The organism is Methylomonas lenta, from assembly GCF_001644015.1.
Classification (GTDB): Bacteria; Pseudomonadota; Gammaproteobacteria; order Methylococcales; family Methylomonadaceae; genus Methylomonas; species Methylomonas lenta.
Genome location: NZ_LUUI01000101.1, coordinates 13,394 through 40,281, shown reverse-complemented (window position 1 = coordinate 40,281; position 26,888 = coordinate 13,394). Strand labels below are relative to the sequence as shown.

The following is a 26,888-nucleotide window of genomic DNA, read 5'->3' as shown; positions in this document are numbered from 1 at the left end:
GGCGCGGGTATCGGGGTTAGAAAACAGCAGGCAGTAAGGCCAGCAATGGTAAGGCTTTGATGCATAGTTCGACTATTTTCTCGCCGCCTTCGATGGCGTCGCCCACATCCTTAACGGATTCTAAGGATTTTTTGATCAGGTTTTTGTCTGGCTTAGGTTTGGCAAGCTCTGTCTGCGCTGTTTGAAGATGGCCGGTAAATGTGTCCTTGGCTTTAGCAGAGGATAATTCGGCAATGGCGGCTTGCAGTTCATTCAATTTGGTCGTCAATGGTGACAGATCGACCGATTGCTGTTGATCGATATTTGCGGTGTTATGCGTACCCGCCTGTGCGGCGGAATGTGCTCCGGTACTTAGCACAACGGTGCCGCCGGGCGCATTAATGTTGATGCCAGAGTTAGTCATATTTTCGGTTCCTGGTTTGTTGGGGGGGACGGAGTTAACGTCTGATGAACGCATGCCATTTACTCTTTTCCAAAACTCACTAATTTCCCCTCTCAAGCGATCTGCGCCCATGCCAAGCAAGAGGTTAGTCGCCTGATTGGAAGGAAACATCACCGGAATTTGATAGTGTTGGGCAAAGGGTCTTGCAGAATCATGACTGGCATAACCATGAATAATCAACGCCAGGCAATCTCGCTCAACCTGTTTTATATCATCTAACCGTGATCCAAGCGCTTCGAGTTCGACCGTGGTCAGGGGTTGATTATCCAGTGCCTTGACTCCAGCGTCCTTAGCGTTCTCGAATAATACGGTATAAAGCGCCCGTTCAAAACTCAATTGAATGTGATCCCCGCTAGCCGGCACCTGAATTTCGAATACATATTCAACGCTAGGCAATTGATTTTCCGTTGACTGTAGGCGTAATTTACCGCCAAACAAAGCGGTGGCGATAATCGCGCAAATGACATTTTCACTGCGAGGAACCTGCAGAATGGTATTGCCTGGTTCATGTGCAGCTCTATCTACCAAGCGAATTGCAGCAAGGCAGTACATCGCTGAAGCGGCTTCAGTGGTTTGTTTCCGGGCAGAGTCATCCAGTTCATCCTCTGCTAACGCTTTTAATGCCCGGCGTACCATGTAAAACAACTCCTGCACTTGATCCGGTACGCAAGTCGAAAAATAGTCCACCATTTCCTTAATGGACCCTGGAATGTGCTCAGTGGTCTGCTCGTTTGCAAAGTCTTGTTGCAAAGCCTGGAAAAAATGCGGCGCGTTCTTTAAGGACTTTGCTGCCAGGTTTTTATGTTGCACATCGAGCTGGTTGGTAATGGACTTTGTCTGAGTTGCCTCGTCGATATCGAGGTTAGAGTAATGATTTTTGGGTTTGCCTTCATTAATGGCAAGGCGCTGGAGAATCAGTGTGGCAAATTGTTGAGGGGTTTTGTCGTCTAAATCGATGAAACCGGCAAGCCCAAATAGGCCTTTGCCGTCCATAAGATTAAAACGGCTGAGCAGTATTCTTTTTGATTGGTTTTCTTTAATCAGCGAAAAGACTACCCGCCATTCCAAACCACACCATTCCTTTTGTTCATAGTCACGGCTGAATACAGCCACTATCAAGTCGGTTTCATTTTTGTATAGTTCGGGCAAATTAAACGCCAAGTCCGCATCGGCAAATTCTGCTTCATGAAATTTGTCGTACAAAATTTTCTCTTCACCAAAGCGCTGCGCCAATATCTGGGCGGTTTTTGAGACAAAGTCGCGCTTTTCTCCGGCAAACGAAAAGGCAATACGAAAACGTTTTACGTTAGTTTCTGATGACATTTACAAGCACTCTACAAAAAATCAATCATTTGGAATTCTAACTTAGCCCTGAATCCCTGATTTCACAAATCGCGCAACACACAACTGGGTACTAGGTCTTGCAATCAAGCAGCTTTGACTGAACTGAAAGACCAATATGCATTCTTTGGCTGCCTGGAAAAGTCGAAACGTCGGTAGCCACAATTGGCCGGATTTTGCCAATTACCCCCATCAAATCCATAACAAAACGCCTGTAATCTTATGGAGCAATTTCTGGCGACACCGCTAACGCCCGATCAAAAGTGCCATCCTGTTCTACGAAACAAGTACAAACTATTGGGTCATGTTTCGACCACCTGCAAGCAAAGCTATTCTTTCAGCGCAATCGTCTCAGCTCGGTCAATAATACTCAGTGTGATTTTATCTTCCTGAGCTAACCAGCCTATGCTGCGCTGGATGACTTTTTCTTCTTCCGGCAGCTCTTTAACTAACTTTGCCACCGAGGTAGCACCGTTCGCCGCTAGATAATGCCAAATGCTGCCAGCGGTCAAACCGGTGCGTTCTTGTGCGGATATTTCCGGTGTTGCTGCGACAGGTTCTGGTACAACGGTTTCAGGCTTTGTTGGGGCTTTCTTAGCTGGGCTGGGTTTTTTAGGCGTGACTTTGCTAACTTGCGGCTGTTCGGCTTTGGGGCTGGAAGTGATGGTCGCTGCGGGCGTTTCAGCTTGGGGTTTAGTCGCCTCGACCGCAGGAGTTTGTTCAGTCTGGGCTTTGGTCGCGACCTCTGGGGATTTTTTCGGGGTTTTCTGTGCGGTAGTGGTTTTTTTAACGGTGGTTTTACTGGCCACTACCGTTGCATGTTGTTCTGCTTTGGCTGGAGTAGATGTCGGCTTTTCAGGGGTGATTTTGGGAGTTTTTGTCATGAGATACACCAATGTAAGGATAAAAAGGACTAGTAACACGTCAGTCATGGAGGCTCTCCATTCAGTTAGCTGAATATTACCTGAGTTTGGGCTGATCAGTCACCGCAAATCGTTGAAGCTATCGGTGTTTGATCAGCCTGCATCTGGACGATGACGCTAGCGCTGGAGTCAATGCCGTGCTTACAATGAGATTATTCTCTATTCTATCTTGCGCTATTTGATGAATACACTGATGCCGGCACGGCGTTTGTTTTATATCCATGACCCGATGTGTAGCTGGTGCTATGCCTTCAGTGCCAGCTTACAAGGCTTACAACAAGATTTACCTGCCTCTATCGAGTTTGTGTATTTGCTGGGCGGCTTGGCGCCCGATACCAGCACGCCGATGCCCATTGAAATGCAGCGGGCAATTCAACAGACTTGGCGACGTATCGAAACTACGGTGCCGGATGTTGTTTTTAATTTTGATTTCTGGCGTTTGAACACGCCGGTGCGATCAACTTATCCAGCCTGCCGGGCGCTATTAGCGGCCAGGCGGCAAGGTGCTGACTGTGAAACTCGGCTGCTACGCGCCATTCATTTGGCTTATTATCAACAGGCCAAAAATCCTTCGTTGATACCTACCCTGCAAGCCTGTGCGGCTGACATCGGTTTGGATTGCGTTGCCTTTAACCAAGATCTGCTCAGTCCGGCAATAGCGATTGCGTTAGAGCAGGAAATTCAAACGGCACGGGCTATGAGCGTCTCCGCATATCCCGCCTTGCGTTTAATGCAGGGTGATAAACAGATCACGATTACCATTGATTATGTCAATCATCAGAACATGCTGGCTGAAATAGCCCGTGGTCTGTAAAGCACAGGTATTGTTCCTTACTACCACTGGGCGATAGGCATGATTACCGGCCTTGTAAGTGCGTCATGCGTTTGAATACGCGTTGCGCATACTGTTGGGCACGTTGCTGCTGCTTGGGTTGGGTGCCGGCTGAATGATAGCGTCCAATGGCCGTTTTCCAGGCGCCGGTTTTTTGGTATTCGCGTTTAAGTATCCGAGCACCGGTACGAGTATTGTGAAATGGTTCCAAGGCTTGCCAGGGCGAACCTAATTGTTGCCGGTGATAACGCCAATTGACTTGCATGATGCCGACATCGATTAAATCGATGCCTTGTTGTAGATACGTCGTCAGACCTTGCCAAGCGGCCCACCGGGTCGGATAGCGTATCGGTTTGCCAGCCACATTCAGCGTCCACGGCCAGGGTCGCAGTTTGCCGCTGCGCAGCTTTTGGCCACTCTCGGTGATGGCGATGCTATACAACACGGCAGGTGGCAGCTTATGTTCAGCGGCAATGTGTTGATAATGGGGTGGAATGGTTTCTTTAGCCTCGCTGGGTTGGGCCAATCCAAAGAATAAGGCAGCGATAAAGGGGCCTAATAAAGGTATGGATAGCAATGGCGATGGGATTGAAAAGTCGGCTGCTGTCATCTATCTAACCTGGCAAGAGATCGCCTGCTTTGTTTTGCTAGGGTTTGCTCTGATTCGGATTGACCAATCATTTGCCGCATGGGTCTATAACCGAATCGCTTCCAAGGTCTTGCCCGAAAGTTTAAAGACCTGCGGCATAGTTCCGACAAGCTGCTGAGTCACTTTAAAATAGTTGCCCTGATCATGGTTCAAGGTAATCAAGCCCTGCTTTAAGCGGGCGCTGTCGAGTTGCTGTTGTTTCGCCCACTGCTGGATGAAGCCATCATCCCGTTGCGGTTGGGTATCGACAAAATACAAATCAATCTGCCGGGTTTTGAATGCCGGCTGCTGTAGCAGGCGCTGCACCAAGTTTTCACAGGCTGGGCAGTGTTTGATTTGCAGGAACACCAATAAGCGTTCGCCTGGGGCTAAAGTCTGTTTGGGTGTGGCATGGGGTCTTAAGCGGGCCAGGTGGATTAACGGTTCGTTGGGATATAAGGTTTGAAAGGCTTCCGCATAGGCTTGTTGAAAAGCCAGAATCCGCTCGGCGTCGTCATGGCGCATTCTGGCCCATATTTCGGCGTATTGTCGGCGTTCCTGATCAGTCCTGGCATGGGTGCCCAACACTTCGATCGGTGAAATGTTTGCCGGACTGATGCTACCGCGGATGCCTTGCATCAGGGTTTTATAGCGGCTCCATTCATCCACTGACAACGACCAGTTTTGTCGGCGTAGTGTGTCTTCGGCAACAGACTGGGCTTGCGATTCGGTGTAGTTGACTGGTTTGGTCTGAGATTCGGTTGCCTGCACCGGTTTTTGAAGTCCAATGAGCGGCACTACAACGCTGAGAATCAATAGCAAACGTTTAGTCGCCATTCAGGCTACCATCCTGGCGGTTGACATTAGAGGTGATCGACAAGGTTTGCGAGTGACCCTGCGGGTTTTTGACCGTCAGGGTTTGTGTATCGCGGTTAATGGAATCGATGCGCCATTCCAGCAGGCTTTGCCCGCTGGTTTTTTCATGCCACTGGCCGTTATGCCGCAATACGGGATACGCCTGATCGCCCCATTGATCGATACTCACCAGATCAAAGGGTACTTTTAATTTGACCCTGCGTTTTTGATGTTTGGCTGACTTAGAATTTGGCCGCTTGACTGGCTTGGTTTTGGCGACGGTGTTTTGCTTTAACTGCGCTTCCAGTTGTTCCAGTTTCGTGGTCTGTGCGGTCAGTTGCTGCTGTACTGTACGCATTAAATCAGTTTGTTGGCTTTGCCAGGCTTCGGATTGACTGATCTGATCTGCCAACGCTGTTTTCAACAGAGTGATGGCCTGAGTCAGTGCAGCTATCTGTTGATTCGCTGCGGCAAGTGGGCGGGATTTTATGTCAGCCGCGGCAGGACTATCTGAATCGTCAGAGGCTTCAGCAGGTGTTAAAACCACCGGGGTTGCGGGGGCTATCTTTAAATCGTTGCCCAGATTAGCTTGATAGTCGACCTGTTTCTCAACATCGAACATGGACTTTGGCTTGTGAGGATCAATATGGGTCATGCCGACCCAGAACAACAGCATCACCAATAATGCAGCTAATCCCCCGCCAGCGAGTTTTAACCAGTGCGGCACGGAACGCCATTCGCGTTGCCGTATATCCGGATCGGTATCGTTTGGAGCCTCAGTTTCTAGTTCGAGATTCATCACAGCCCTTCCCGGTTTTCAGTGATGGGGACAAAGCGTATCAGCCGCTTGATCGGCTCGTCCTGCAGCACAAAGTGCGGGGTGACCATTAGCGTCAGTGCGTCTTTTAATGGCATGGGACCAAGTTTTCGATGTATTGCTGGTAACCGTTTAGCCAGTAGTTCGATTAAATCAGTTTGCATATTCATATCTAACGTATAACCGCTGCGCCGCAATAGAAAGCGTATGGCTTGTTCGATGCTGATGCAGGCCTCCGGAATCGTCACATCAATAATCACATCCAAAGGATACCGTTGAGCCTGAAGCGGTGTTGCTGTAACGGCACTGTAGCGGCCGGTTTGGACGATCAGTGCTGCTCGGTTGGCAGCACTTTTCTGGTCAATGGGTAGCAAATTTGCCTCTGCAGCAGCTTGAGGATTGTGGTTTGGATCAATTTGGCTGCCCTTGCTGTCTTCAGAGGCCATAAGACTGTTTTGCTCTGGTTTTATCGGCGTGCATCCAGCTAGGATTGCCAAAAGGCTTGGCAGCACAATCAAACCAGCAAGATGGTGGGGGTTTAGATTCATGAAAGCTCGCTCAAAATAGTCAGGATTGCCCGTCGTAGGCCTTTGGTATCCGTCATTTTTGAGAGAAAGTCTGCCGAGTCGGCAGTTGAAATTGAAGCTAAAACCCTGACAGGCCTGGCTAGGGTTTTAGCAGAACACTGCGCGGCAGGCCATTTTGATAATAGCGTTCCACCTTTTCTGGATAAGCCCTTTCCCGTTAATACCCCCTTCCCTTCCGGCCTTTTTAGCCTTTTGCCGTTAACGTTTTTTTAGTCCCATCACTTACTGGCCCTTTTGCCTTTTTGCCCATAATCCGTGACTGTCAGGCTTAATTTCTATGGCGATGTCGCAGGGTAAATCTGATAGACGGAAAAGATACGAAGCTAATTCAACTGGTGACAATTCGTCAGCATAAACGGTGGCAACATTAGCCAGTCGGGCAAGCTAGTTGACGTTGATCACGACAGGGACTTAAATGTTGCTCGTTGACCTACCTCCTCACACGACACAAAAGCCTAATGAATATGGAAAAAAGCACTGAAGATTGGCAAACGATCGAATCGGTTACGCTGAATCATTACAATCAGCATGCAGAATCTTTTTGGGATGGCACAAAAGACCACGATGTGAGGCAAAACTATGCGGCTTTTCTGAGGCCGTTTCCTGCCGATAAAACACTGGATATTTTGGACTTGGGTTGTGGACCAGGCAGAGATGTCAGCTATTTCAAGTCATTGGGTCACCGGCCTGTGGGGCTGGACGGCAGTGAGGTATTTTGCCATATGGCGCGCGCCTATACTGGTTGCCAGATTCTGCAGCAAACCTTTCTGGGTTTGAATTTACCCCACCAGGCGTTCGATGGTGTCTTCGCCAACGCCTCATTGTTTCATGTGCCTAGCCAAAAACTGTCCACTGTACTGACTGCCTTGCACCTAGCGTTAAGAGAACAGGGTGTTTTATTTATCTCTAACCCGCGCGGTGATGGTGAAGGCTGGTCTGGACAACGCTATGGCCATTACATGCAAATCGATACCAGCGAACAATTCCTGGCAAATGCAGGCTTTGAAATACTCGACTTTTATTACCGGCCTGAAGGCAAACCCCGGCACGAGCAACCCTGGTTAGCGATTACGGCAAGGAAACTGTGTCAAAAAAAACCACCATCCTGAACCAGGAGGGTGGCCGTCGAGTGTGTACGTCCATTTACGGGGAGGAAACTACGCATAAAAACTTAAGCCCGGACGGAACCTTTGAAATCTAGACTGCTGGCCAACGAAGCTGAGCCAAACAACAGTGTGGATAAAGTAAATTTACCGGACATGAATTTGAATCCGCAGAGGTTCACTGTCATACCCTTTGTCGGCAATCATGTATTTAGCCAAGGGGAGTTTAGCCACTAGTTCTGGGGCTTCTTTACAGTCGTGGACTTCACCACCCGTTACCAGGAAATGAATGGGAAGACCGCAGGCATCAACAGCCATATGGATTTTGGATGATGAGCCTTCACAATACTGCCATCAATAAATGTCACTCCAAATCAGGCTCCACAACCAACGCTTTAAAAATACCCATCAGTATTTCTTGAAGTGACCATGCATTGAATCGTTTATACACGGCATTCCACTTACCAAAGTCTACGGGAAGATCTCGCCAGGGACATCCGATTCGCAAGCGATAAATAATGTCTTCTATCGTTCGCCTGAGCGTGGGCTTGTCATAAATCCCCAAGCTCAACATGATAGTTTTGAATTTCTTCCAGTATTCATCCGTAAACAGTTGGCGTGGCGTAGTTACTTATCTTTTGATTGAGAAAATCAATCAATAGGGCGTAACAATTCATTTTCAAGGCTATCTTTTCAAAATGGCAACAGCCCCTAATTTGGTTGACGCCCCGAGCATCAGTTATCCACAAAAGCTGTGGATAAACTTGTGACAAGTCGGTGACCAATGACCCCAACCCCTTGCTATACCAAGAAAAGCGTTAAACTGGTCAAAGCTTGACCATTAAACCGAGAGATTTGAATATCGCCATTAGGCAGCCAAGGATAATAACGCATGAAAACCCAGGGCTTAGCCCCTCAACTGGCAGGCTTACAGCCACCCACTACAGTTTCCGCAGCGGTTGAGCAGTTGTGTCTGATACTAAGCGATGCCGACAAATTAGCCCTGGCCGCCAAGTCGGAAGATCAACTGGTCGATTATCACCTAAGTCTAGGGTTGGCGATTCGCAATGCCTGGCTGTATACGCCGGAAAATCAGCTATTACAGGATTGCGGCGTACGTCATCCAGACGATGCGTCCGCTGTTATTATTCATGCCCTTTGGAAAAACCTATGACACAACCGATTCAGTTAGCCAGTGAAAGGCTATGGCGGGCCATACCGGAAGCTCAGCGAAAAATGATTCTGCAATCGGTTTGGTGTAGTCAATGCCGCGGTAGTACCACCATCATAGATTATGCAGTTATAGCCGATGACGTAGGCATCCTACTGGATGGAAAATGCCAGACCTGTGGCGCCCAAGTCAGGCGTGTGGTGGATTGAGAGGAATACAGAGTTCAATGATTGAGAAAATGCGATTATGCTTAAATTGGCTTAGCGCTTAAATATCATGAACTTTTTTAAGCGCGCCAAAACCCGCTACATTCTGCACCGTCACCCTATTGAACAAGCGGTCTGGCATGCCGTTACAGAAAATTTAAATGTACTGCAAGGATTGAGCGCGGTCGAAAAAGCCCATTTGCGGGAATTAAGCACATTATTTCTGCAGGAGAAGACCATTATCGGGGTCAATCTAACCATCACCGACAACATGCGCGTTACCCTGGCGGTGCACGCGTGCCTGCCGGTGCTGCATTTAGGCTTGAGTCTATTAGCCGGCTGGACTGACATACTGATTTACCCCTCAGCGTTTCATGTTGCTCGCGACGAAAGGGATGTCGATGGCATCGTCCATCATCAGGATCGCATCTTGAGTGGGGAGGCTTGGTCGAGAGGTCCGGTGATTTTGTCCTGGGAAGATATCGAATGGGACATAAAAGAGGGTCATCACGGTCACAGCGTGATTATTCATGAGATAGCTCACAAGCTTGATATGCTGGATGGCAGTTGTAATGGCATGCCACCTTTACATGTTGCTATGTCGATTCCGGATTGGACACAAACACTCAGCGCAGCCTACCAACAGCTAGAACAAGACCTGATGAAGCAGCGCCCAACGACGGTGAATGCCTATGCAGCTAGCAGCCCAGCCGAATTCTTTGCTGTATTCAGTGAATACTTTTTCACAGCACCGCAGGTAATACACACGCATTTTTCAGACGTTTATGAACAACTGCAACTTTACTACCGACAAGATCCCCTGAACCGACGCCAGTCAGGCTAGATGCAAGCATCTTTAATCTAGCTTACACCCGATGCCACATCAAAACTCAAAAACCTCAAACGAATTCATAAGGTCATCAATCTCTGAAAATGACTTAAATTGAAAACTTGCACTAAACTGATTCTTTATTCGCTCTAGTCCAGAAACAAAATTATCTGGATTCCAACTGTACAATGAATGGTCAGGCCCAACTAATGTTTTCCTAAGTTAATCATCAATCTTAATATTTATGTTCGGCGCTGGGGCTGGAGCTGGAGCTGGAGCAGATTCTTTAATCACTTGAACTGGGCCAGGAACTTGAACCTCTCGAACCGGGCCTGGAACTTGAACTTCTCGAACTGTTGTTTCTGTTGGCAATACACTGCCAGTGCCTTGAGTATGAGTACTTTGAGTAGAATGTGTTTCTTCGGTTTGTTGTGTATATTCTGCGTTTGCGTTGACAGAGATCCCAAGTGCAGCGAATATACTTACTATAATGATTTTTTTCATGTTTTTTATATATTAAATATTGAGTTATGATTCGATAGTATTAAATACAAGTTATTGAGCCAATGAATGACTCAGCTTTGATGATAGTGAATTATCAAGAAGTTATCTGTGCGCTGACGTACATAGCCACGAAATATCTCCATTTCCCGATTTCTAACTAACCGCAACCGGCCATATTGCGACAGCCAAACACCAGAAAATCATGGTTTTTAACGGCAGGCTAGCGGCTTGAATACAACTCAGTTAAATAAATGCATATTGATATGAAGTCGCCTCCATTCCAACAATGACCAAGGTCCACCTCTTATAAGGTGGACCTTTTCCTGCCGCTACGAGTTTATTAGATTTCGCAAAGACTCATACTGACAACTGTTCCAGCTGCCGAATTGGATCTGTTCAACTGACGTTTCACTCTGAACTATATATATCGAAAAAGTTAGTCCAAAGTTATTCTTCTATCCAGATCAACTCGACACGGCGGTTTTCAGATTTACCTGCTTCTGTTGCGTTATCAGCTATCGGCTGGGTTTCGCCGTAGCCTTTCGCACTCAGATTGTTGGTAACACCTTTCATTTTAAGATAGTCAAGCACCGAGTGTGCGCGTCGTTGTGACAGTTTCATGTTGTAACTATCTGTGCCTTCACTGCTGGCATGTCCCTGGATTTCAATATCATTTTTCTGTGGATAGGCAATAAGGCTTCCTGCGACGTCATCCAGAATCCCCTGAGCTTTCTCGGTTAGCTCCGCGGAATCATATTTAAAGTGTTGGCCTTTGAGAATCAGTCTAACCGCACAGCCGTTATGGTCAACAGTGGCGCCTTTAATGGTACCTGGGCATTTATCCAGGCAGTCGTTAACGCCATCCGCATCCGAATCGCGGGTGGAACAATCATCAACCGGTGGTGCGATATAAGGTTCAGCTTTTGCCACATATTTAGGCTTTTCACCGAATGGAATCACCACGCCCAGGTTCACCGTCATATCATGAAACTCATCGGTACCGGACTGTACGTGGGCGTTGAAGTTGTTATTGTAGCGATACCGCACATCACTGCGGATTAACAAGTTATCAGCCACCTCATAGCTAACGCCCAAACCGGCTTCGCCAATAAAGCCTACGCCGCAATTAGCGGAGGCGCAGGTATTCATGGCACCCAATCCCATTACAGCGTATGGCGAGAATTTATCCCGAAAGAAATAATATTGTAGATCGGCCGTGCCGCCAGCCAGGTCCCACGGCCCGTTAGTACCGCCAAATCCTTGATAAAAACCTCTCAACTCGGCGTTGAAATGTTCATCAATGATTTTGCCGACACCCAAGCCGCCACCCCATCCATCTGCGGCTTTACGATCACCGCCAGTTTCGACGTAGGACGCAAAAGGTGCGACATACCAGCGATTATCCAGGAATTGATCAGCCGCTTGCGCCAGCGGGACGAAACCCATGCCGATTAACGTGGCACTGGTAAGTAAATTCTTTTTTAGCATAGGAGTTCCTTCATGATTTATAGATAACATCGGCTAAAAACTGCACTCTGTCGGCGTAAGCAAAAATATCTACTCTCTGCAAATAGACACACTCCGACAGTCATGTTGTTTAAAAGCTTGCATAAGTAGCTTAAGCGCAACAGCCGCTAACCGTCTGTTCGGTATCACACATAGCGATATTTTTCTGAACAAAATATCTGCCTAAAAAATTAGGTCAGGGTTTAACACTGACGCCCCTTCGCTTACCCTTGCTTTATGTTCGCTAACGTACCGACTTCAGCTCTATTTGTAGTTAGAGTGTAACCAATGGTTTAACGAACCGTCAGCCTCGTCTCGACACTTGATTTTTTATCAAGATTACTTATTCATCATGGAAGAGCAGCTTAAGTCGTTAAATTATTTTTCAAATTATTGGAGCTTTTATTATGAACAACCTTATTAGATTATTTTCCGCAACGTTTTTGGCTCTGTCGTTAATGACGGCGGCCGGTTGTGCGTCAACAGCAAAGCATGAAGGCACTGGTGAGTATGTCGATGACAGTGTTATCACCACTAAAGTCAAGGCAGCGTTATTCGACGAACCTAACCTCAGATCGGGTCAGATCAACGTTGAAACCTTCAAGGGCGTGGTTCAACTGAGCGGATTTGTCAGTACACAAGCAGATATTAATAGAGCTGTCCAAGTGACCCGTAGTGTTAAGGGCGTAGAGTCAGTCAAAAATGACATGCGACTGAAATAAAGGAGAAAACCATCATGGAATCCATAGAAAAAGCATCAAATTTTGCACATGAAACCGTCGATAATATTGCCAATGCAACCAGTCAGGCTGTGGAAGCGATTGACAAAAAAGGCGGAGAACTTAAACAGTCCGAGCAGCTCTTGATGAAGAACTGCCAAAGCTATATTCGCGACAATCCAGTAACATCGCTGGGTATCGCGGCGGCGGCCGGCTTCCTGCTGAGTCGTTTATTAAGCCGTTAGATCACAAAACATCATGGACCCAGACGTTACAAAAGATCAGACACCTGGGCACACCACCAAAAACGCTGATTCGTTAAACGAATCCGGCCTATTGGAAGATGCCCAGTTGTTATGGCTTGAATTACGTGGTTTAAGCGTCGATCGCATCCGTCTCGCGGCATTGGAAACGCAGCGGGCGGGCGATAGCTTGGTGTCCATGATTATCTTGGGCGTCATGATTGCCGTCTTGCTGATAGCCGCGTGGCTGGGGCTGCTGGCCGCTGCGGTGTTAGTCTTCATCGAAAATGGTTTTAACCCCAGCGAGGTGATTTTACTTGCCGTGGCAGCCACTTTGTTACTAACTCTCATCTTGTTTGGCGCGATACGCCGCAAGCGTCATTTTTTACAATTTCCCTCGACTCTCCGTAGCCTTCAGCCGCTAACACCAGAGCAGCGCAATACGGATAAATCGTCATGAAGCTGTTTATTCTAAATTGGCCTAAATCTAATTCTCTGTCGTCCCAAATCGACGAACTGGAACGACAGGTATTAGCGCATCGACAAGCTATCCCAATTCATAGCCATAACTTGGTTCGAAATGTCCGGTTACAAATGACCGCGCCTGGCACGTTGCTGCTGACCAGTGGCATTGGTTTTATCTTCGGCGAAGTCACCCAACGCCAACCCCCTCAATCAAGTAACTCAGCCGACAACTCGAAATCGGCCGAAACGTCACCCTTAATAACTGCGCTAAACCTGTTCACCACGGCTCGCACGTTATATATGGCGCTGCCGATAGCCTGGATACTGAAATCCTCCAAACAACGGACTCAGCATCAGGTAACGACTAATAAAAAGGCTAAACGATCGCCGTCAAAACTCAAAGCAACAGCTGATTACACTTAAGCTTTACGCAGTGGTATTTGCTTCTTGCTTTAACAATCGCCGGCAAAAGGCTATCATCGATGCATCGTTTTGAGTGCATTAAACAGCACTCCAACATCATGCTGACCTTTGAATACCGGCGGGATTTCATTTTTTATATCCAGCAGGCTATAGACGGCGGTTAACGCCGACCTGATGGAATATTCCACGGTAAACACCACATCATCGGGGAGTTCGCAGAATTGGCCGATAAAGGCAAAATTTTTGGCACCAACGGGCACCACATCCGGCCTATCGCCTTCGACTCTGGGCATGAATTGACTGGTGATGAACGGCATCAGGCAGGGAATACAGTTTGCCGTATCAATAATTGATTGCGCCTGATCGCCGAGTTTGAGGTGTTGAAACAGCTCGCTTAAAATCTCTTCACCGCTACAGTCGGACATGGATTTGTTGACGAAATTACCGATTCTATCCGGGAATAAACCATAGCCCCAAAATACGTAAACATTCTCGGGTTGATTAATAAAGTGCGGCTGATGCGCCAGCACGATACTCATAAACCAGTTCGAATCCGTCAAGGTAAACAAGCCCCCGGTACCGGCCTGATTGCCGGTAAATTCTTCTATGAAATCAAAGAACGCTGGGTCTGTGAGCGTGACGGTGAACGACTGCCACTTGGTCTGATCGATATGATCGGCAAACACTGCGGGATGTCCGAACCCTGGGCGGCCATTGGCAATGTCTTCCCATAGCAACCAGGCGCCATTTGATTTTGTTGTGTTCAAAATAGCCGGAGAACTCATAGTCCCCAGACTGGAATTTTCTGTCATGCAGCCCAACGTCACAAACACCAGATCATCCGCTGCGACGGCAATACATTCAGGCTTGCCATCCCGGCTATAGCGAATGCCTTTTACCGATCGCTGCTCAGCGCCTAAATCAAAATCAAGCCCTGTAACCTCGGTGTTCAACGTGAACTGCACGCCTTGCGCCTTAAGCCAGTTAACCAGCGGCAATATCATCGAATCATATTGATTATAAGGTGTGCGCCAGACGCCGCCCATTTTGTTGAAATCGGGAAATAACTGAATAAATCTCAATAAATAGCGTTTCAGTTCTACCACGCTATGCCAGGGTTGGAAGGCGAACATGGTTGCCCACATCAACCAGAAATTATTCTCGAAAAACGTCGGAGAAAACCAATCTTCAATGCGCTTGGCGCCAAGCGAATGTTCGGAATGCATCATCAAAGATACTAAATCCAAACGATCTTTTTCACTCAATTCGAACGACGACACATCGACTTTTTGGCCGTCTCTAACCAAACGACAGCGCGAATTGCTGACATATTTTCGACTAAACTCGAAAATTTCGTCTTTGACACTCTTGGCCGGGTCAGTCAGTGAAGGGATGCTGGCAAATAAATCGTAGGTGCAGACGTAATGCTCTTCAATCATCCGCCCACCGCGAATCACATAGCCTTTATCCGGCGAACCGGCACCATCCAAACTGCCGCCGGTGATCTTGAGTTCCTCGAAAATCTGAATCGCTTCGCCTGGAATAAGACCGTCTCGTATTAAAAAAGCCGCGCCCGCCAGAGAGGCGATGCCGCTGCCGACGAAATAAGCCTTTCGGTTGCCGAGGGTTATTGCATCGTGCTTGCTTGAAGCTTCGAGATTATTTATTTGATTAGTTTGTTGCATGCTGGGTTCCTAATGACGACTACGGCAGCGTCTTGTGGTAATGCTGTGAAAAGGTTGGCTACTAGCCTTTTTTACTCGCAAAAAGCAGCAATCCACCGCCGGCGACTATTGACATCACACCCGCCCAAACAGGTACATTGACCGTTTTGGTGTCTTTAACCGACAACTCCAATGGGCCTAACTTGGCTTCCTGAGTTTCTCTTGTGTAGCTGAATTGACCATACACCAAGCCCAATAAGCCACCTATGATCAACAAAATCGCCATGATTTTGATTACGCTCATCGCATATCTCCTATCCATTCAGAATAATGGCAAGCCTGTAAACCACCAATACTTTTGATATGGATCTACAGGCTACCTGACGTGCGGACCACAGCGGGCCAGCGCATTGTATGAGCACATTTCGCTCTTTTAAAGCGGCCGTCGGCCTTGAATGACACGAAGCACGATCACAACGACCGCTATAACCAACAGAATGTGAATAAATCCGCCCAGTGTGTACGACGAGACCAAACCAAGCACCCAACCAATAATCAGGAGGATTGCAATTGTTTCAAGCATGAGTGTTTCTCCAAACAGGGTCGTCAAATGATGACGATGCAAACCGAAAATTAACCAATGAAGTCATGCCGAAGGTCATAGCCAGTTCGATCATGAGCGGTAAGTTTGATGTTCATCTTCAGTAACAAAACTAATAGCAGGGGCTATTCGCCCCGTGCCGATTACATTAGCGAAGGTATATTATTGGGCAGCTTTAAGATGGGTGACTGCTGCTTCGGCGGATTTTTTCGCCAAGTCAGCGTGTCCCTGTTTGCCATGTTCAATGGCATCATCCAGATTCTTGGCACCGGCTTTCAAATGTTCTTCAGCAATGCTTACATGGCCTTTCGCTATCTCAGCATGCTCTGCTATAGCTTTTGCATCGGTGGCTTTGGCCGCAGCCTCCGCATGTTTCAGGGATTCTGCCATGTGGCTTTCCGCCGCATATACACCAAAAGAGCAGAAGGTTAAAACGATACCAGCGCATAAGCCGGTGAGTTTCATATTGGTCAGTTTCATGTGTATTTCCTCTAAAATTTTTAACAGATCCTCATTACGACCGTGCGGAGATAGTTTTTAGACTTAACTGCACGGCTCAGCAATGCTAGATTTAATTATTCTTTTTCAATATCGTGCTTGAGATCACCCAAACCCGATTGGACTTTACCGACGTTCTTCTGGATATTGCCTTCGATCTCCATCCCTTTGTCATCCAGTATTACGCCGGCGGCTTCCTTGACTTTTCCTTTGACTTCTTCAACACGGCCTTTCACTTGATCTTTGTTCATGAGTATCTCCTGGTGTGTTAGCCATGACCAGATTAGCCATGCCCAAAGCGAGGAATAATGTTTCCGATCGCTCAATTGAAAGGATACCTGCAAAATTGCATTAGGTCGGTACGGCAGCGCACATAGCTTAAAAGCTAAATTCACAGACTTTTCCCCAAAAATCAAATGACTGGAGAAAAGCCGACTCATTTCAGAATCCAATAACGCATGGTAAACAAAATCAACAGAGTGCCTATTGTCACTAAGACCCCGATAAAAATCATTTTTTGGCCAACGCGGATAAGCTTAGTTTCCCTGCTGTTTCGGCCAGGTGAACGAATGCGATACGCTTTGTTGGTTGCCAACATTTACGGTTTTATCGATGGTGTTGCCGTCTAGATCCACGCTCACGGTGTAACGCCCCGGCTTAAGCTTGGTATAAAACATAGGGCCATCAGCTATCGTTTCTAGCAAGTTATTGCCGCCAGCATCCTTGATACAAACTTTGATATCGCTGAGATACTCTCCGCTGCCAGCTTCAGAAAACAATAGATTCAAGTTATAATCGCTACGAATGGCATGCATTGCATCTCGCTCATCGCCCCCAACCCCGCCACTGACGAAGCTAATTTCACCTTGGGTTTGCAGCTTGATCAGAGGATCTTTGGCAAACACCAAAAAACTTAACATTGCCCAGGGAATAATAAATCTTATTTTCATAAACATAACTCCTCGCTTGCATACAGTCAGCAACGGTTCAGATTACTGGAACTGGACTTTCTGTCGGTTCGCTAACGCACAACAAGGATGAATGTTGTAACCCAGGGGAAAACCACCCAGCCGTGGCAGCAAGGAAATTAGCTCGCCAGCACGCACTAGCATTTAATAATCAAGGGCGCACATCAGCGTCCCAGGACACGGTTGCCGGACACCATTGCCAGATTCCTAGTGTCAAAACCCGCGTCAACACGGCCGGCACACAGGCACCGTGTCCAATAACAACTTCTCGGTTGATCAGCTTGGAGCTATCCCCGCAACGTTTGAGGTAATCATCGGCCTTAATGTCGTTAAGATCGGCGTGAGGCATTAACAGCGCCACCACCGGAATCGGCACCACGGCAATTGTGGAGTCATCTACCCACTCCGAGCCGGAACAATGAGACGTCCCAGCGCTGGATTGCTCCGTGTCGTCTTTGACCAAAGCAGTGGAACAACCCGACAATATCAGGATTAGAGAAAACGTCAGACAACGCTGTTTGAAATGTAATGTCATTGGTTTCATAAGACCTCCCGCGGGTTAGCCCGCAATCTAAAGGTGAAAAATTTGCTCTGTTTAGGCTTTAAACAATCTGTAATGTTGGTCGCCTAGCGTGTGGCGATTAATCGTTGTCATTGAATACACATGAACCTGTTACTAGTGTATGCGCCGCCTATCATTTTCTAAACATATGAAACTCAGTTTCTTCGATTGAAAAATAAGCGGTTCTGATAAACATCAGGGATAATTAAATACCTTTCGATAAGCCAACACAGTTCGCTAGCGCACATACGCGACGGACTGATCGCGATAGAGTTTAGGATTGGTCATTTTTGGGCAATAACACTGATCCGTCATTGACTAAACGACAGCAAATATCGGCGACTCGTCGATCTGGAGAAACTAAACTATGAAGAAAAAATGGGACGGCATTGAACGTCGACAGTCACTGAGGGCACAGGCAGAAGCGCTGGTTGCCAGTTTATCCCCGCAAGAGACGACAGCCAAGCATACCGAAGTGCTGCTGCATGAACTTCTGGTTCACAAGGTCGAGCTGGAAATGCAGAATGAGGAGTTACGAAACACTCATATCGCCTTGGAAGAAGCACTGGAACGTTATACGGATCTGTATGAATTCGCTCCGGTCGGCTATATCAGCATTGATCAGGACGATAACATCAGCGAAATCAACCTGGCAGGGACCACCTTACTGGGCGTCGATCGCAGCAAGTTAACCTATAGTCGTTTCTCCAAGCATATCGCCCCTCAGGATAGCGACAATTGGTATCGCTTGTTCCGAAAAATGATGTCATCTGCTACCCCAGAGAAACAAACATTCTGCATACAAATGCAGCGTGGCGATGGGGCTATGTTTTATGCCCATCTCGACTGCCTACGTCGGGAATTGGCGAATTCGCGCTCTGTGCTACGGGTAGCCTTCACCGATATCAGCCACAACAAACTGGCCGAGTAGGGATAAATCCATCTCGGTTATCCATTATCGCCATGGTGCGCTACCGCACCGACACCGAGTTACTATTCCTGTAATTTTTAACCTAGCTAGACCTATAGCTAACGATTACAAATGCCCTCTTCCAGGAGATATCTGATGCATCACACAAAATACAATAGACCCACTCCATGTTGTCCCACTCACGCATTTTAAATATCTCCTGTGCCGTCTTGATCAGTTTATTGACGCTGTCCGCTTGTAAATCAAAGCCCCCGTCCACACACGTTGAAAAAAAACCTGAGCAAGCGGCCAGCACTACCCCCGAACCCACTCACAAAGAAGTCGGCGAAGCGTCGTGGTATGGGCCCGGCCTGCAAGGCAAGCAAACCGCCAATGGCGATACATTTGATCAAAAAGATCTGACCGCCGCCCACCCCAGTTTGCCGATGGGCTCCAAAGCCACGGTGACCAACCTTGAAAACGGCAAAAAAGTCGAGGTTATCATCAACGATCGCGGTCCCAATGTCGAAAATCGCGTCATCGATCTCTCAGGTGCGGCGGCTAATAAGTTGGACATGAAAAAAGACGGCACAGTCCAAGTCAAGATTGTGACTAAGGCCAAGCACAAAAAGCGCCCCGTCAAACGCAAAGCCAAACCGTCCCCGGCCAAATAATCGCAGCCACCCCGTTTAGAAGAGCTTCATTAGATATTGCAACGCGGCAAGCAGACCCGCGCCTGTGGCAATGCCCAGCAGCCAAACCAGCACTCGTCCCAATAACCTGAACAGATAATTCCAGCCTGCCTGATTGGTGGGGAAGTAGACCCAAGGTATTGAGGTTTTCAATGCTTTTGGCGCCAGACTTCTGATGTCAATCACGAACAACAGCAAGGTTAGCAACCCGTAAGTCACGATGCCTGCAAACACCTCTGGATTATCAACACCATATGCACTGAGACCGCTGGCTTTCAAAATGTACAACAGATACGTCGGCGCCGATAATGATATGCCGACAATAAAGGCGCTGTTACTGCTCGCTCTGGGAAATGGCATCATTCGTTGCGATAGCAACCAAAGGTTCTTGATTAACATGGCGGATTGTACTCTGAGTTCATTTTTTTCGGTTTGTCCGGCGACTTCCGCAAATCCGAAACAGTCAAAACAACCGCGGTAACTGGGAAAACTGCTTACAGCGAGTTACCAGTATGGCCGTGAAGACTGTCTAACATGTAGGTTATTTCAAACATTTATTAGCAAACCAAGCGGAAGTCATTTAGACTCAGCGTAATCTGATTCAGTCCCATCGATTTCGCACATAAGGTTATTTGACTTTAGAGGCGCTGCACACAACCAGACAAAGGCAACAGAATCCCGCCAATGCGGCAGCAAATGTTTTATCGGGAAATTAAACGCGATTAACACCCTTTTTATGACCGAACTTAACAATCTCTGCCAGAACCAATTACTACGCGCAATGCCTGCTGAGGCATACGATCTCCTGTTCCCGCATCTTGAGCTGGTTGACATGAAGCTTGGCGAAGTCCTATACGAATCGGGCGGTGAGTTGTGTCACGTCTATTTCCCAACTAATTGCATCGTCTCGCTGTTGTATGCGATGGAAAATGGTTCGTCGGCGGAAATTGCAGTGGTCGGTAACGATGGCATTGTCGGTGTGGCGGTGTTCATGGGCGGTGGCACTATGCCCAACCGGGCCGTGGTACAAAGTGCCGGGCAGGCGTATCGCTTGCGCGGCAAGCTAATCGTGCAGGCATTCAATCAGCACGGAACGATACATCATCTGCTGTTGCGTTATACCCAGGCGCTGATTACCCAAATGGCGCAGACCGCTGTCTGCAATCGACATCATTCAATCGATCAACAACTGTGTCGCTGGTTGCTGCTCAGTCTGGATCGATTGCCTACTAACGAATTGACCATGACGCAGGAATTAATCGCCAATATGCTGGGCGTGCGCCGGGAAGGTGTCACGGCAGCCGCCGGCAAACTGCAAGACGCCGGTTTGATTCATTACAGTCGGGGACGAATCCTGGCACTGGATAGACCGGGCTTGGAAGCCCGTGTTTGCGAATGTTACCAAGTGGTCAAAATCGAATCCGACCGACTTCTCCCCTCGCCGCGTACGACTGATTGAAGCGGAGAAATCTAGGGGCGACAAGGCCATTATTGCTTGCTCGGCACACTGTCACTGACCATCAACTCGTTCTGAACCGACTTCACACCCTGCTGGCTATTCACCAAGCCTATCGCTCGTCCTACCAGTTGCTCGGAGTCTAAGCTGCCTTTTAAAGTCACCACGCCATTCACAGTAGTCACCTCAATGACAGACGCCTTAAGAAACTCGTCATTTATCATTGAGGCTTTGATTTGTGTTGTGATAGCCGAGTCATCAATAAATTCGCCCGTTGTGCTGGCAGCATCGACTACTGCTTCCTTGGCATCTACCAATTGTTTGCCTGTGTTGTTGATGGCTTTATCGAAAGCTTCTCCGGCTTTTTTCAGCTCGCTGTTAGCCGTATCTTTCGATTCATCGATAGTGGCGCCAGTTTTGTCAGCCTGCTCTGCGACGGTCTGCTTAACTGAATCCATTTTTTTATCCGCGCTTTCAGTCGTTTGTTCTACTTTTTGCCCAACGTTTTCGACGGCTTTATCAATCTTCTGGCCGGCCTTTTCTGCAGAACCTTCGGGTTGACAGGCTACTAGCCCAAGTGCCGCGGCCAGACAACTAATGGCAAGCATCCGGTTAGTTAGTGACTTTTGAATAGAATCAGGTGTGGTTTTCATAGCTTGTTCCTTGAATATGGTGTTGTTTGGAAGCGTGGCGAGTCAGGCAATATTGATACCGTGCGAAAAACGGCCACAGCTTTGGTAATCCGGCTATTTAAAGCTGTTTTTGATTTTAAGGATAAGACCCGATCCGGTCTGTACGCTGTCGAACATAAGCCTACATTCTCAACCCAGAAAATGACTCTAAACTATCAAGTCTGTCGGCAAGCAAGCGGCGGCATAGATAAGATTAAGCTTTTGAAATGCTCTGATAAAAAAGTCACTTGAACTGCCCAGCTTTTGTCAGATAGCACCCCTGCCCTATTGATTACGGCTATTCCGTTCGGGCTGAGTTTGTCGAAGCGGATGGAATGTACCCTTCGACAGGCTCAAGGCGAACGGTTATTAAGGGCGGGGTTAATCAATTTCTCGAACTCTTCTGCAGTCACCGGCTTCGAAAACAGATAGCCTTGGCCGTAATCGCAGCCGGCTTTCAGCAGCAAGTCGCGCTGCTCGTCTGTCTCCACCCCTTCGGCGATGACCTTCATACCCAAAGTATGCGCTATCAAGATAATGGCTTGGCATAAGGCCATATCGCTGGAGTTGGCAGTTAGATTGGAAACAAAGGTCCGATCTATTTTCAAGAAATCGATGTGGTATTTTTTCAGATAGGCTAATGCCGAGTAGCCGGTGCCGAAATTGTCAAGCGAGGTCTGGACACCGGCGCTTTTTAAAGCCAGCAATTTTTCTGAAACAACGGAAGATGTGTCAAGCAACAGTCCCTCGGTAATTTCCACCGCAATACAACCGCCGGGCAGCCCCAGGCCCTCTAAATGCGCCAACCAATCGCTCAGTTTGTCGGCGTCGTTGTGAAATTGTGCGGAAGACTTATTGATGCTGACTTGAAACAGTGGGTAATAAGCGACGCGCCAATCGGCCACTTGCTTGGCCACCTGATGGAATACCCATTCGCCAAGCTCGGTAATCAGACCGGTATCTTCGGCGACAGGCATAAATTCAGCGGGGCTTATCAGGCCGCGAGCTGGATGCTGCCAGCGTATCAACGCTTCGGCTTTGCTAATTTCGCCGGTAGCCAAATCCACAATCGGTTGATAAGCCACCCAGATTTGATGATTGTCCATTGCATGGCGTAAGTCATTGGTCAAGCGCAATCGAATTTCTGCGGCTTCCTGCATGGCTGGCGTGAAGTAGCTGAAACGGCTGCGACCCAAATCTTTAGCAGCATACATGGCCTGGTCTGCTTTCTTCAGCAACTCCTCCAGATTGTCGGCGTCGTCCGGATACAAGGCTATGCCGATGCTAACAGAGGCATGGCAGCATTCGCCTTTCAACTGAAATGGCACCATCATGGCCTGCAATATGGATTGAGCCACGCGCTCGATGCTATTGGTGTCATGCAGTTCGCCCATAATCAGCGTGAATTCGTCGCCGCCCGGTCGCGCCAGGGTATCGGTCTCGCGGATGCAGCTTAGCATGCGTTGCGTGACTTCCTTGAGTAAAAGATCGCCCATGTCGTGACCCAGTGAGTCGTTGACGTCCTTGAAATGATCCAGATCCAGGAACATCAGCGCCAATTTTTTATGTCCGCGGTGCGTTTTACTGATGGCCTGCTGCAACCGATCCAGAAACATGCGTCGATTGGGCAGCTCAGTCAGGGGGTCGATGTTAGCCTGTTTATGAACAATCTCAGCCGTGCGTTTTTTTTCAGTAATGTCGGAGGATGTAGCCACCCGGCGGATGATCTTACCCTTGTCACTATAGAGCGTGTTGATGGACAAATACTCAAGGTACTCCTCGCCGTTTTTACGCCGGTTCCATATCTCGCCCTGCCATTTCCCCGTAGTATTAAGCTTGTTCCACATAGTCTGATAAAAGACATTATCCTGTCGTCCGGATTTAAGTAGCGACCTAGTCTGACCGATAACCTCTTCCGCTGTGTAGCCCGTCAAGTTAGTAAAGGCCCGGTTAATAGCGATAATCCGGTCATTTTGATCAGTGACCGTAATCGCTTCTTCCAGCGCCAAATAAATAGTCGCCGCCAGTTGTAACTCTTGTTCGTTCTGTTTGCGATTACTGATATCCAATACCGCCGCAAGACAGCTTTGTCGGCTAGTATCCGCACTCGCCTCGATGATGATCCAACAATCATTCTGTAGCGTTAACTCGCAGCGCTGTACGCCGTCGTGGGTGAATACTTTGTCCAGAAAGAGATTGAATATGTGCCTATCTTCCTGGGAAATGTATTGGACAAAATGACGTCCGACTAAGTTGGACCGCTCACTACCCAACAATTTACTGCCACAAAAATTCGTCTGTCTGATAATGCCATCTCGCCCTAAACTAAAATAAGCAATCGGAGCAAAATCGAACAGTTCGGCATAGCGCTCCAAAGCTTGCTCGGCGTTGGTTTGCGCTTCTCGCAAGGCCTCGTTTTGCATCTCCAATTCAATCTGATGCACTTGCAATTCGTGCAACAGTCGTTGTTCCAATTTGGGCGAATTTCCGGACGGCTTCTCGGCGAGTTGACGCTCGGCACGCTGGCGTAATTCCCCACTATCGACGTCTGTATTATGCCGACCGTTCATGAGTACTCCTTAACTCGGCTTCCAGTTGCTTGGTTGCGGAAATGTCGATAAAGGTAATCACCACACCATCGATTAAATTTTCCCGGGTTCGGTAAGGCATGATTCTCACCTTGAACCAGCGCTCGTCGCGCGCTCTGACCTGCTTTTCCACGAACACCAGCGTACTCAGTACTTCCTGCGCATCTTGATACAGTTCAGGATAGTCCAGATCGTTGGCAATGTCTGACAACGGCCGCCCGACATCGGCGGCAATCAACTTGAACAAATGGCTAATGGGGCTGGTAAAACGGCGGATGTTAAGGGCGTTGTCTAAAAATACCGTGGCGATTTCCATGCTATTCAACAGATTGCTCATATCGTTACTGACCCGCGACAGATCGTCGATTTTGGTCTGCAACTCGGCATTCACGGTTTGTAGTTCCTCGTTTAAAGACTGCATTTCTTCCTTTGAAGTAGTCAGTTCCTCATTGGAGGACTGTAATTCTTCATTAGCGGACTTCAGTTCTTCTTGTGAGCTCTGCATTTCCTCGCGTTGGGATTGCAAGTCTTCCTGGGCTTGCAACAGTTCAGTCTCTAGCAATTTTTGCGCGGCGTTTGGCAATTCACTTGCTGCTCTGCCGGCGAGTGGCGCCGCCACATCGGTAAACACCACCATCAATAGTCCTTTTAAGGCTTCGGGTTTGCTAATGGCCTTTACCAATAGATTAATGGTTTGACTACCGCGATCGTTAGCCACCACCAGACCGGACATGTGCACAGCTTCGACTTGGCTGCTGGCTTTTTTTAGCCCGCTTATAAGTTCATGCCGCAGCCCCTCGCGGGCCATGGCATGGATATTCAAATTAGCCTTACCGGCGGCCGGCTCCAAGTATTTACCGGTACGGCCGCTGAAGTAAAGAATGTCGCCATCGGTATTAACCAATACCGCCGCTGGCGCGTAGTGTTGTAGCAATAATTGATCTGCCAAGTTTTGCAGGTTGGCGACAAGCTGTTTTTTGTCGGTTTCTTCAAACATGGACGCCACTGGAAAATATTTAGTTGGGAAATCGACATCCAAGCTAAACGGGCTGCTGATACTCCGGTAAAGCCTGGACTTGTTATCAATTGCAGTGAATAAATGATTAGAACCACCTATCGTTTCCGCATTACCGAGCAACAGTATGCCGTGGTTCGTGAGCGCGTAGTGGAATAGCAAGATCAGTTTCTTCTGCAACGGCTGGCTCAGGTAAATCAACAAATTACGACAGCACAATATATCCAGCTTGGTAAAAGGCGGATCCATAATCACATTATGTGGCGCAAAAATCACCATCTCGCGGATTTCCTTTTTGATGCGATAGCCGTCGCCGTCGACAGTAAAGAAACGGCTCAGTCTATCCGCCGACATATCTTCGGCAATATTGGCCGGATAGAAACCTTGGCGGGCTTTTATAATGGCATCTTGATTCAGATCGGTGGCAAAGATTTGTAGTTTAAACGGCTGCTGACAGTTGCTTGCCGCCAAGGTTTCCTTATAGATGATAGCCAGAGAATAAGCTTCCTCGCCGGTCGAACAAGCCGGCACCCAGGCCCGCAAGGCTTTACCGTTCGGGTATTTTGCGAACAGCGCCGGGATGGCATCGCTCTTCACAGATTCCCAGATCGCCGGATCGCGAAAAAAACTGGTAACGCCGATCAACAATTCCTTGAACAACAAATCCAGTTCCTGATGATTTTCGCGCAAATAACGCACATATTGCGCTATCACGTCGATTTGATGCAGCCCCATGCGCCTTTCGATGCGGCGATAAAGGGTGTGTTTTTTGTAAAGCGAAAAATCATTACCAGTGCGTTCGCGCAGCAGAATCACAATTTGTTCGAGAGAACTTTGGTTTTTTAACGACAGTATTTTGTCCGGCACCGCATACAAGCCACTCGGACTATGCTTGAGATAAGCCAGTATCTTTTCCCACAGCTGTTGCGGCGGCGCGACGACATCCGCCAGACCGGCGTCGATGACGCTACGCGGCATCGAATCGAATTTAGCGGAATCCGGTGCTTGCACCACTGCCAAGCCGGCATTTTCCTTGACGACGCGTAAACCCAAGGTACCATCCGAACCCATTCCCGATAAAATCACACCAATGGCCCGTTCATGCTGATCGTCGGCCAAAGCCCGAAAAAACGAATCGATGGGTAAATGCAGCCCTCGTGTCGTCGAAGGATCCAGCAGTTGCAGTTTGCCGTGCAGGATGGACAAGTCTTTATTGGGGGGAATCACATACACCCAGTTCGGCTCGACTTTCATATGGTCGCAGGCCTGGATCACGCTTAACGGGGTAATACGCCGCAATATCTCAGGCAACAGGCATTGGCGATGAGGATCGAGGTGCTGAATTACCACAAACGCCACTCCACTGACAGCCGGAACCTGGGCAAAAAATTGCTCCAAGGCCTCCAGCCCACCAGCTGAGGCGCCGACAGCAATCACTGTCGGTGTGCCTTCAGCGTTGAGGCTTGGTTTGCTACCCTCGCCGGGTTTGACCATTGTTGTGTTGGTGCCGAATTGTATTAAGGCAGCAGGGCCTGATCTGGTAGCCAGGGATTTATCCATTATTTAGTTCACTTGGAGTTGGATGAGTGCAGCGGGTCAGATCACAATATTTTTACCATCCCATAACTCGAATTTGATGGACAGTTTTTTCACAATTCAGAGTTTATGGT

Annotated in this window: 31 protein-coding genes and 1 pseudogene; 12 read left to right on the top strand and 20 right to left on the bottom strand. The window is 48.1% G+C overall.

Annotated elements, in window-relative coordinates:
* Positions 1–16: 16 nt before the first annotated feature.
* Together A1359_RS10510 and A1359_RS21890 are read right to left on the bottom strand one after the other, a co-directional pair.
* Entirely contained in the window at positions 17–1,765 is a 1,749-nt protein-coding gene (locus A1359_RS10510) for a TIR domain-containing protein (protein WP_066982082.1), read from the bottom strand.
* 347 nt (positions 1,766–2,112) lie between these two features.
* Entirely contained in the window at positions 2,113–2,667 is a 555-nt protein-coding gene (locus tag A1359_RS21890) for a winged helix-turn-helix domain-containing protein (protein ID WP_083960588.1), read from the bottom strand.
* 220 nt (positions 2,668–2,887) lie between these two features.
* On the opposite strand from A1359_RS21890, the gene A1359_RS10500 reads away from it, so the two are divergent.
* Complete coding sequence (locus A1359_RS10500) at positions 2,888–3,520, top strand: DsbA family protein (RefSeq protein WP_232322183.1); 633 nt, start codon at positions 2,888–2,890, stop codon at positions 3,518–3,520.
* Positions 3,521–3,563: 43 nt separating this feature from the next.
* Here A1359_RS10500 and A1359_RS10495 read toward each other — a convergent pair whose 3' ends face one another.
* The 4 genes from A1359_RS10495 to pilL2 form a co-directional block, all read right to left on the bottom strand.
* Positions 3,564–4,148, bottom strand: a complete 585-nt coding sequence (locus tag A1359_RS10495; RefSeq protein ID WP_083960587.1) for a transglycosylase SLT domain-containing protein — start codon at positions 4,146–4,148, stop codon at positions 3,564–3,566.
* A gap of 84 nt (positions 4,149–4,232) precedes the next feature.
* Entirely contained in the window at positions 4,233–5,003 is a 771-nt protein-coding gene (locus A1359_RS10490) for a TIGR03759 family integrating conjugative element protein (RefSeq protein WP_066982079.1), read from the bottom strand.
* Positions 4,993–5,820, bottom strand: a complete 828-nt coding sequence (locus A1359_RS10485; protein ID WP_066982078.1) for a hypothetical protein — start codon at positions 5,818–5,820, stop codon at positions 4,993–4,995. The genes A1359_RS10490 and A1359_RS10485 overlap by 11 nt, the downstream gene beginning before the upstream one ends.
* Positions 5,820–6,386: a PFGI-1 class ICE element type IV pilus protein PilL2 gene (gene pilL2, locus A1359_RS10480; protein ID WP_083960586.1), complete on the bottom strand. Its 567-nt coding sequence runs from the start codon at positions 6,384–6,386 to the stop codon at positions 5,820–5,822. The genes A1359_RS10485 and pilL2 overlap by 1 nt, the downstream gene beginning before the upstream one ends.
* 497 nt (positions 6,387–6,883) lie before the next feature.
* On the opposite strand from pilL2, the gene A1359_RS10475 reads away from it, so the two are divergent.
* Positions 6,884–7,534, top strand: coding sequence for a class I SAM-dependent DNA methyltransferase (locus A1359_RS10475; RefSeq protein ID WP_232322182.1), 651 nt, complete (start codon positions 6,884–6,886; stop codon positions 7,532–7,534).
* 153 nt (positions 7,535–7,687) lie between these two features.
* On the opposite strand, the pseudogene A1359_RS10470 reads toward A1359_RS10475, so the two are convergent.
* Positions 7,688–8,102, bottom strand: a pseudogene (locus A1359_RS10470) (transposase); the annotation flags it as partial.
* 318 nt (positions 8,103–8,420) lie between these two features.
* On the opposite strand from A1359_RS10470, the gene A1359_RS10465 reads away from it, so the two are divergent.
* From A1359_RS10465 to A1359_RS10455, 3 genes are all read left to right on the top strand, one after another.
* On the top strand, positions 8,421–8,702 hold the full coding sequence (locus tag A1359_RS10465) for a DUF6794 domain-containing protein (protein WP_066982071.1): 282 nt from the start codon (positions 8,421–8,423) through the stop codon (positions 8,700–8,702).
* The gene (locus A1359_RS10460; protein WP_066982068.1) at positions 8,699–8,908 is read left to right on the top strand and encodes a hypothetical protein; all 210 of its coding nucleotides are present in this window, start codon (positions 8,699–8,701) and stop codon (positions 8,906–8,908) included. Before A1359_RS10465 ends, A1359_RS10460 begins: the two co-directional genes overlap by 4 nt.
* Positions 8,909–8,975: 67 nt before the next feature.
* Complete coding sequence (locus A1359_RS10455; protein ID WP_066982065.1) at positions 8,976–9,749, top strand: M90 family metallopeptidase; 774 nt, start codon at positions 8,976–8,978, stop codon at positions 9,747–9,749.
* A gap of 207 nt (positions 9,750–9,956) precedes the next feature.
* Here the strand turns inward: A1359_RS10455 and A1359_RS22445 are convergent, their stop codons facing one another.
* A complete protein-coding gene (locus A1359_RS22445) occupies positions 9,957–10,238 on the bottom strand; it encodes a hypothetical protein (RefSeq protein ID WP_157200525.1) in 282 nt (93 codons plus the stop codon).
* A gap of 447 nt (positions 10,239–10,685) precedes the next feature.
* Entirely contained in the window at positions 10,686–11,726 is a 1,041-nt protein-coding gene (locus tag A1359_RS10450) for an OmpA family protein (protein WP_066982063.1), read from the bottom strand.
* 425 nt (positions 11,727–12,151) lie between these two features.
* Here A1359_RS10450 and A1359_RS10445 point away from each other — a divergent pair, with 425 nt between their 5' ends.
* From A1359_RS10445 to A1359_RS10430, 4 genes are read left to right on the top strand one after another with little or no spacing between them, the layout of a single operon-like run.
* Positions 12,152–12,466, top strand: coding sequence for a BON domain-containing protein (locus A1359_RS10445; RefSeq protein WP_066982060.1), 315 nt, complete (start codon positions 12,152–12,154; stop codon positions 12,464–12,466).
* Positions 12,467–12,480: 14 nt separating this feature from the next.
* Positions 12,481–12,708: a glycine zipper domain-containing protein gene (locus tag A1359_RS10440; RefSeq protein WP_066982058.1), complete on the top strand. Its 228-nt coding sequence runs from the start codon at positions 12,481–12,483 to the stop codon at positions 12,706–12,708.
* Positions 12,709–12,721: 13 nt separating this feature from the next.
* A complete protein-coding gene (locus tag A1359_RS10435; RefSeq protein WP_066982055.1) occupies positions 12,722–13,165 on the top strand; it encodes a phage holin family protein in 444 nt (147 codons plus the stop codon).
* Positions 13,162–13,593 (top strand): hypothetical protein, encoded by a 432-nt coding sequence (locus A1359_RS10430; RefSeq protein WP_066982054.1) that lies wholly within the window; start codon positions 13,162–13,164, stop codon positions 13,591–13,593. The genes A1359_RS10435 and A1359_RS10430 overlap by 4 nt, the downstream gene beginning before the upstream one ends.
* A 53-nt stretch (positions 13,594–13,646) precedes the next feature.
* On the opposite strand, the gene A1359_RS10425 is transcribed toward A1359_RS10430, so the two are convergent.
* The 7 genes from A1359_RS10425 to A1359_RS10400 form a co-directional block, all read right to left on the bottom strand.
* A complete protein-coding gene (locus A1359_RS10425) occupies positions 13,647–15,278 on the bottom strand; it encodes an oleate hydratase (protein WP_083960585.1) in 1,632 nt (543 codons plus the stop codon).
* A 61-nt stretch (positions 15,279–15,339) separates the two neighbouring features.
* Complete coding sequence (locus A1359_RS10420; RefSeq protein WP_066982052.1) at positions 15,340–15,561, bottom strand: hypothetical protein; 222 nt, start codon at positions 15,559–15,561, stop codon at positions 15,340–15,342.
* Between the two features lie 129 nt (positions 15,562–15,690).
* A complete protein-coding gene (locus A1359_RS22440) occupies positions 15,691–15,840 on the bottom strand; it encodes a lmo0937 family membrane protein (RefSeq protein ID WP_157200524.1) in 150 nt (49 codons plus the stop codon).
* 180 nt (positions 15,841–16,020) lie between these two features.
* Positions 16,021–16,338, bottom strand: a complete 318-nt coding sequence (smbP, locus tag A1359_RS10415; protein ID WP_066982050.1) for a small metal-binding protein SmbP — start codon at positions 16,336–16,338, stop codon at positions 16,021–16,023.
* A 95-nt stretch (positions 16,339–16,433) separates the two neighbouring features.
* Complete coding sequence (locus A1359_RS10410) at positions 16,434–16,607, bottom strand: CsbD family protein (RefSeq protein WP_066982048.1); 174 nt, start codon at positions 16,605–16,607, stop codon at positions 16,434–16,436.
* 285 nt (positions 16,608–16,892) lie between these two features.
* Positions 16,893–17,306 carry a carboxypeptidase regulatory-like domain-containing protein gene (locus A1359_RS10405; protein WP_157200523.1) on the bottom strand — a complete coding sequence of 138 codons (414 nt, stop codon included), beginning with the start codon at positions 17,304–17,306 and terminating at the stop codon, positions 16,893–16,895.
* Between the two features lie 169 nt (positions 17,307–17,475).
* Positions 17,476–17,868, bottom strand: coding sequence for a hypothetical protein (locus A1359_RS10400; RefSeq protein ID WP_066982043.1), 393 nt, complete (start codon positions 17,866–17,868; stop codon positions 17,476–17,478).
* Positions 17,869–18,253: 385 nt separating this feature from the next.
* Between A1359_RS10400 and A1359_RS10395 the strand changes: the two genes are divergently transcribed.
* Both A1359_RS10395 and A1359_RS10390 read left to right on the top strand, forming a co-directional pair.
* The gene (locus tag A1359_RS10395) at positions 18,254–18,817 is read left to right on the top strand and encodes a PAS domain-containing protein (protein WP_066982041.1); all 564 of its coding nucleotides are present in this window, start codon (positions 18,254–18,256) and stop codon (positions 18,815–18,817) included.
* 209 nt (positions 18,818–19,026) lie between these two features.
* Positions 19,027–19,470 (top strand): septal ring lytic transglycosylase RlpA family protein, encoded by a 444-nt coding sequence (locus tag A1359_RS10390; protein ID WP_232322181.1) that lies wholly within the window; start codon positions 19,027–19,029, stop codon positions 19,468–19,470.
* Positions 19,471–19,485: 15 nt separating this feature from the next.
* Here the strand turns inward: A1359_RS10390 and A1359_RS10385 are convergent, their stop codons facing one another.
* The gene (locus A1359_RS10385; protein ID WP_157200522.1) at positions 19,486–19,887 is read right to left on the bottom strand and encodes a hypothetical protein; all 402 of its coding nucleotides are present in this window, start codon (positions 19,885–19,887) and stop codon (positions 19,486–19,488) included.
* A gap of 337 nt (positions 19,888–20,224) precedes the next feature.
* Here A1359_RS10385 and A1359_RS10380 point away from each other — a divergent pair, with 337 nt between their 5' ends.
* Positions 20,225–20,947: a Crp/Fnr family transcriptional regulator gene (locus tag A1359_RS10380; protein ID WP_066982032.1), complete on the top strand. Its 723-nt coding sequence runs from the start codon at positions 20,225–20,227 to the stop codon at positions 20,945–20,947.
* 29 nt (positions 20,948–20,976) lie between these two features.
* Here A1359_RS10380 and A1359_RS10375 read toward each other — a convergent pair whose 3' ends face one another.
* The 3 genes from A1359_RS10375 to A1359_RS10360 form a co-directional block, all read right to left on the bottom strand.
* The gene (locus A1359_RS10375) at positions 20,977–21,597 is read right to left on the bottom strand and encodes a BON domain-containing protein (RefSeq protein ID WP_066982029.1); all 621 of its coding nucleotides are present in this window, start codon (positions 21,595–21,597) and stop codon (positions 20,977–20,979) included.
* Positions 21,598–21,968: 371 nt separating this feature from the next.
* A complete protein-coding gene (locus A1359_RS10365; RefSeq protein WP_066982017.1) occupies positions 21,969–24,185 on the bottom strand; it encodes a putative bifunctional diguanylate cyclase/phosphodiesterase in 2,217 nt (738 codons plus the stop codon).
* Entirely contained in the window at positions 24,169–26,778 is a 2,610-nt protein-coding gene (locus tag A1359_RS10360; protein ID WP_232322180.1) for a chemotaxis protein CheB, read from the bottom strand. Before A1359_RS10360 ends, A1359_RS10365 begins: the two co-directional genes overlap by 17 nt.
* Positions 26,779–26,888 lie beyond the last annotated feature (110 nt).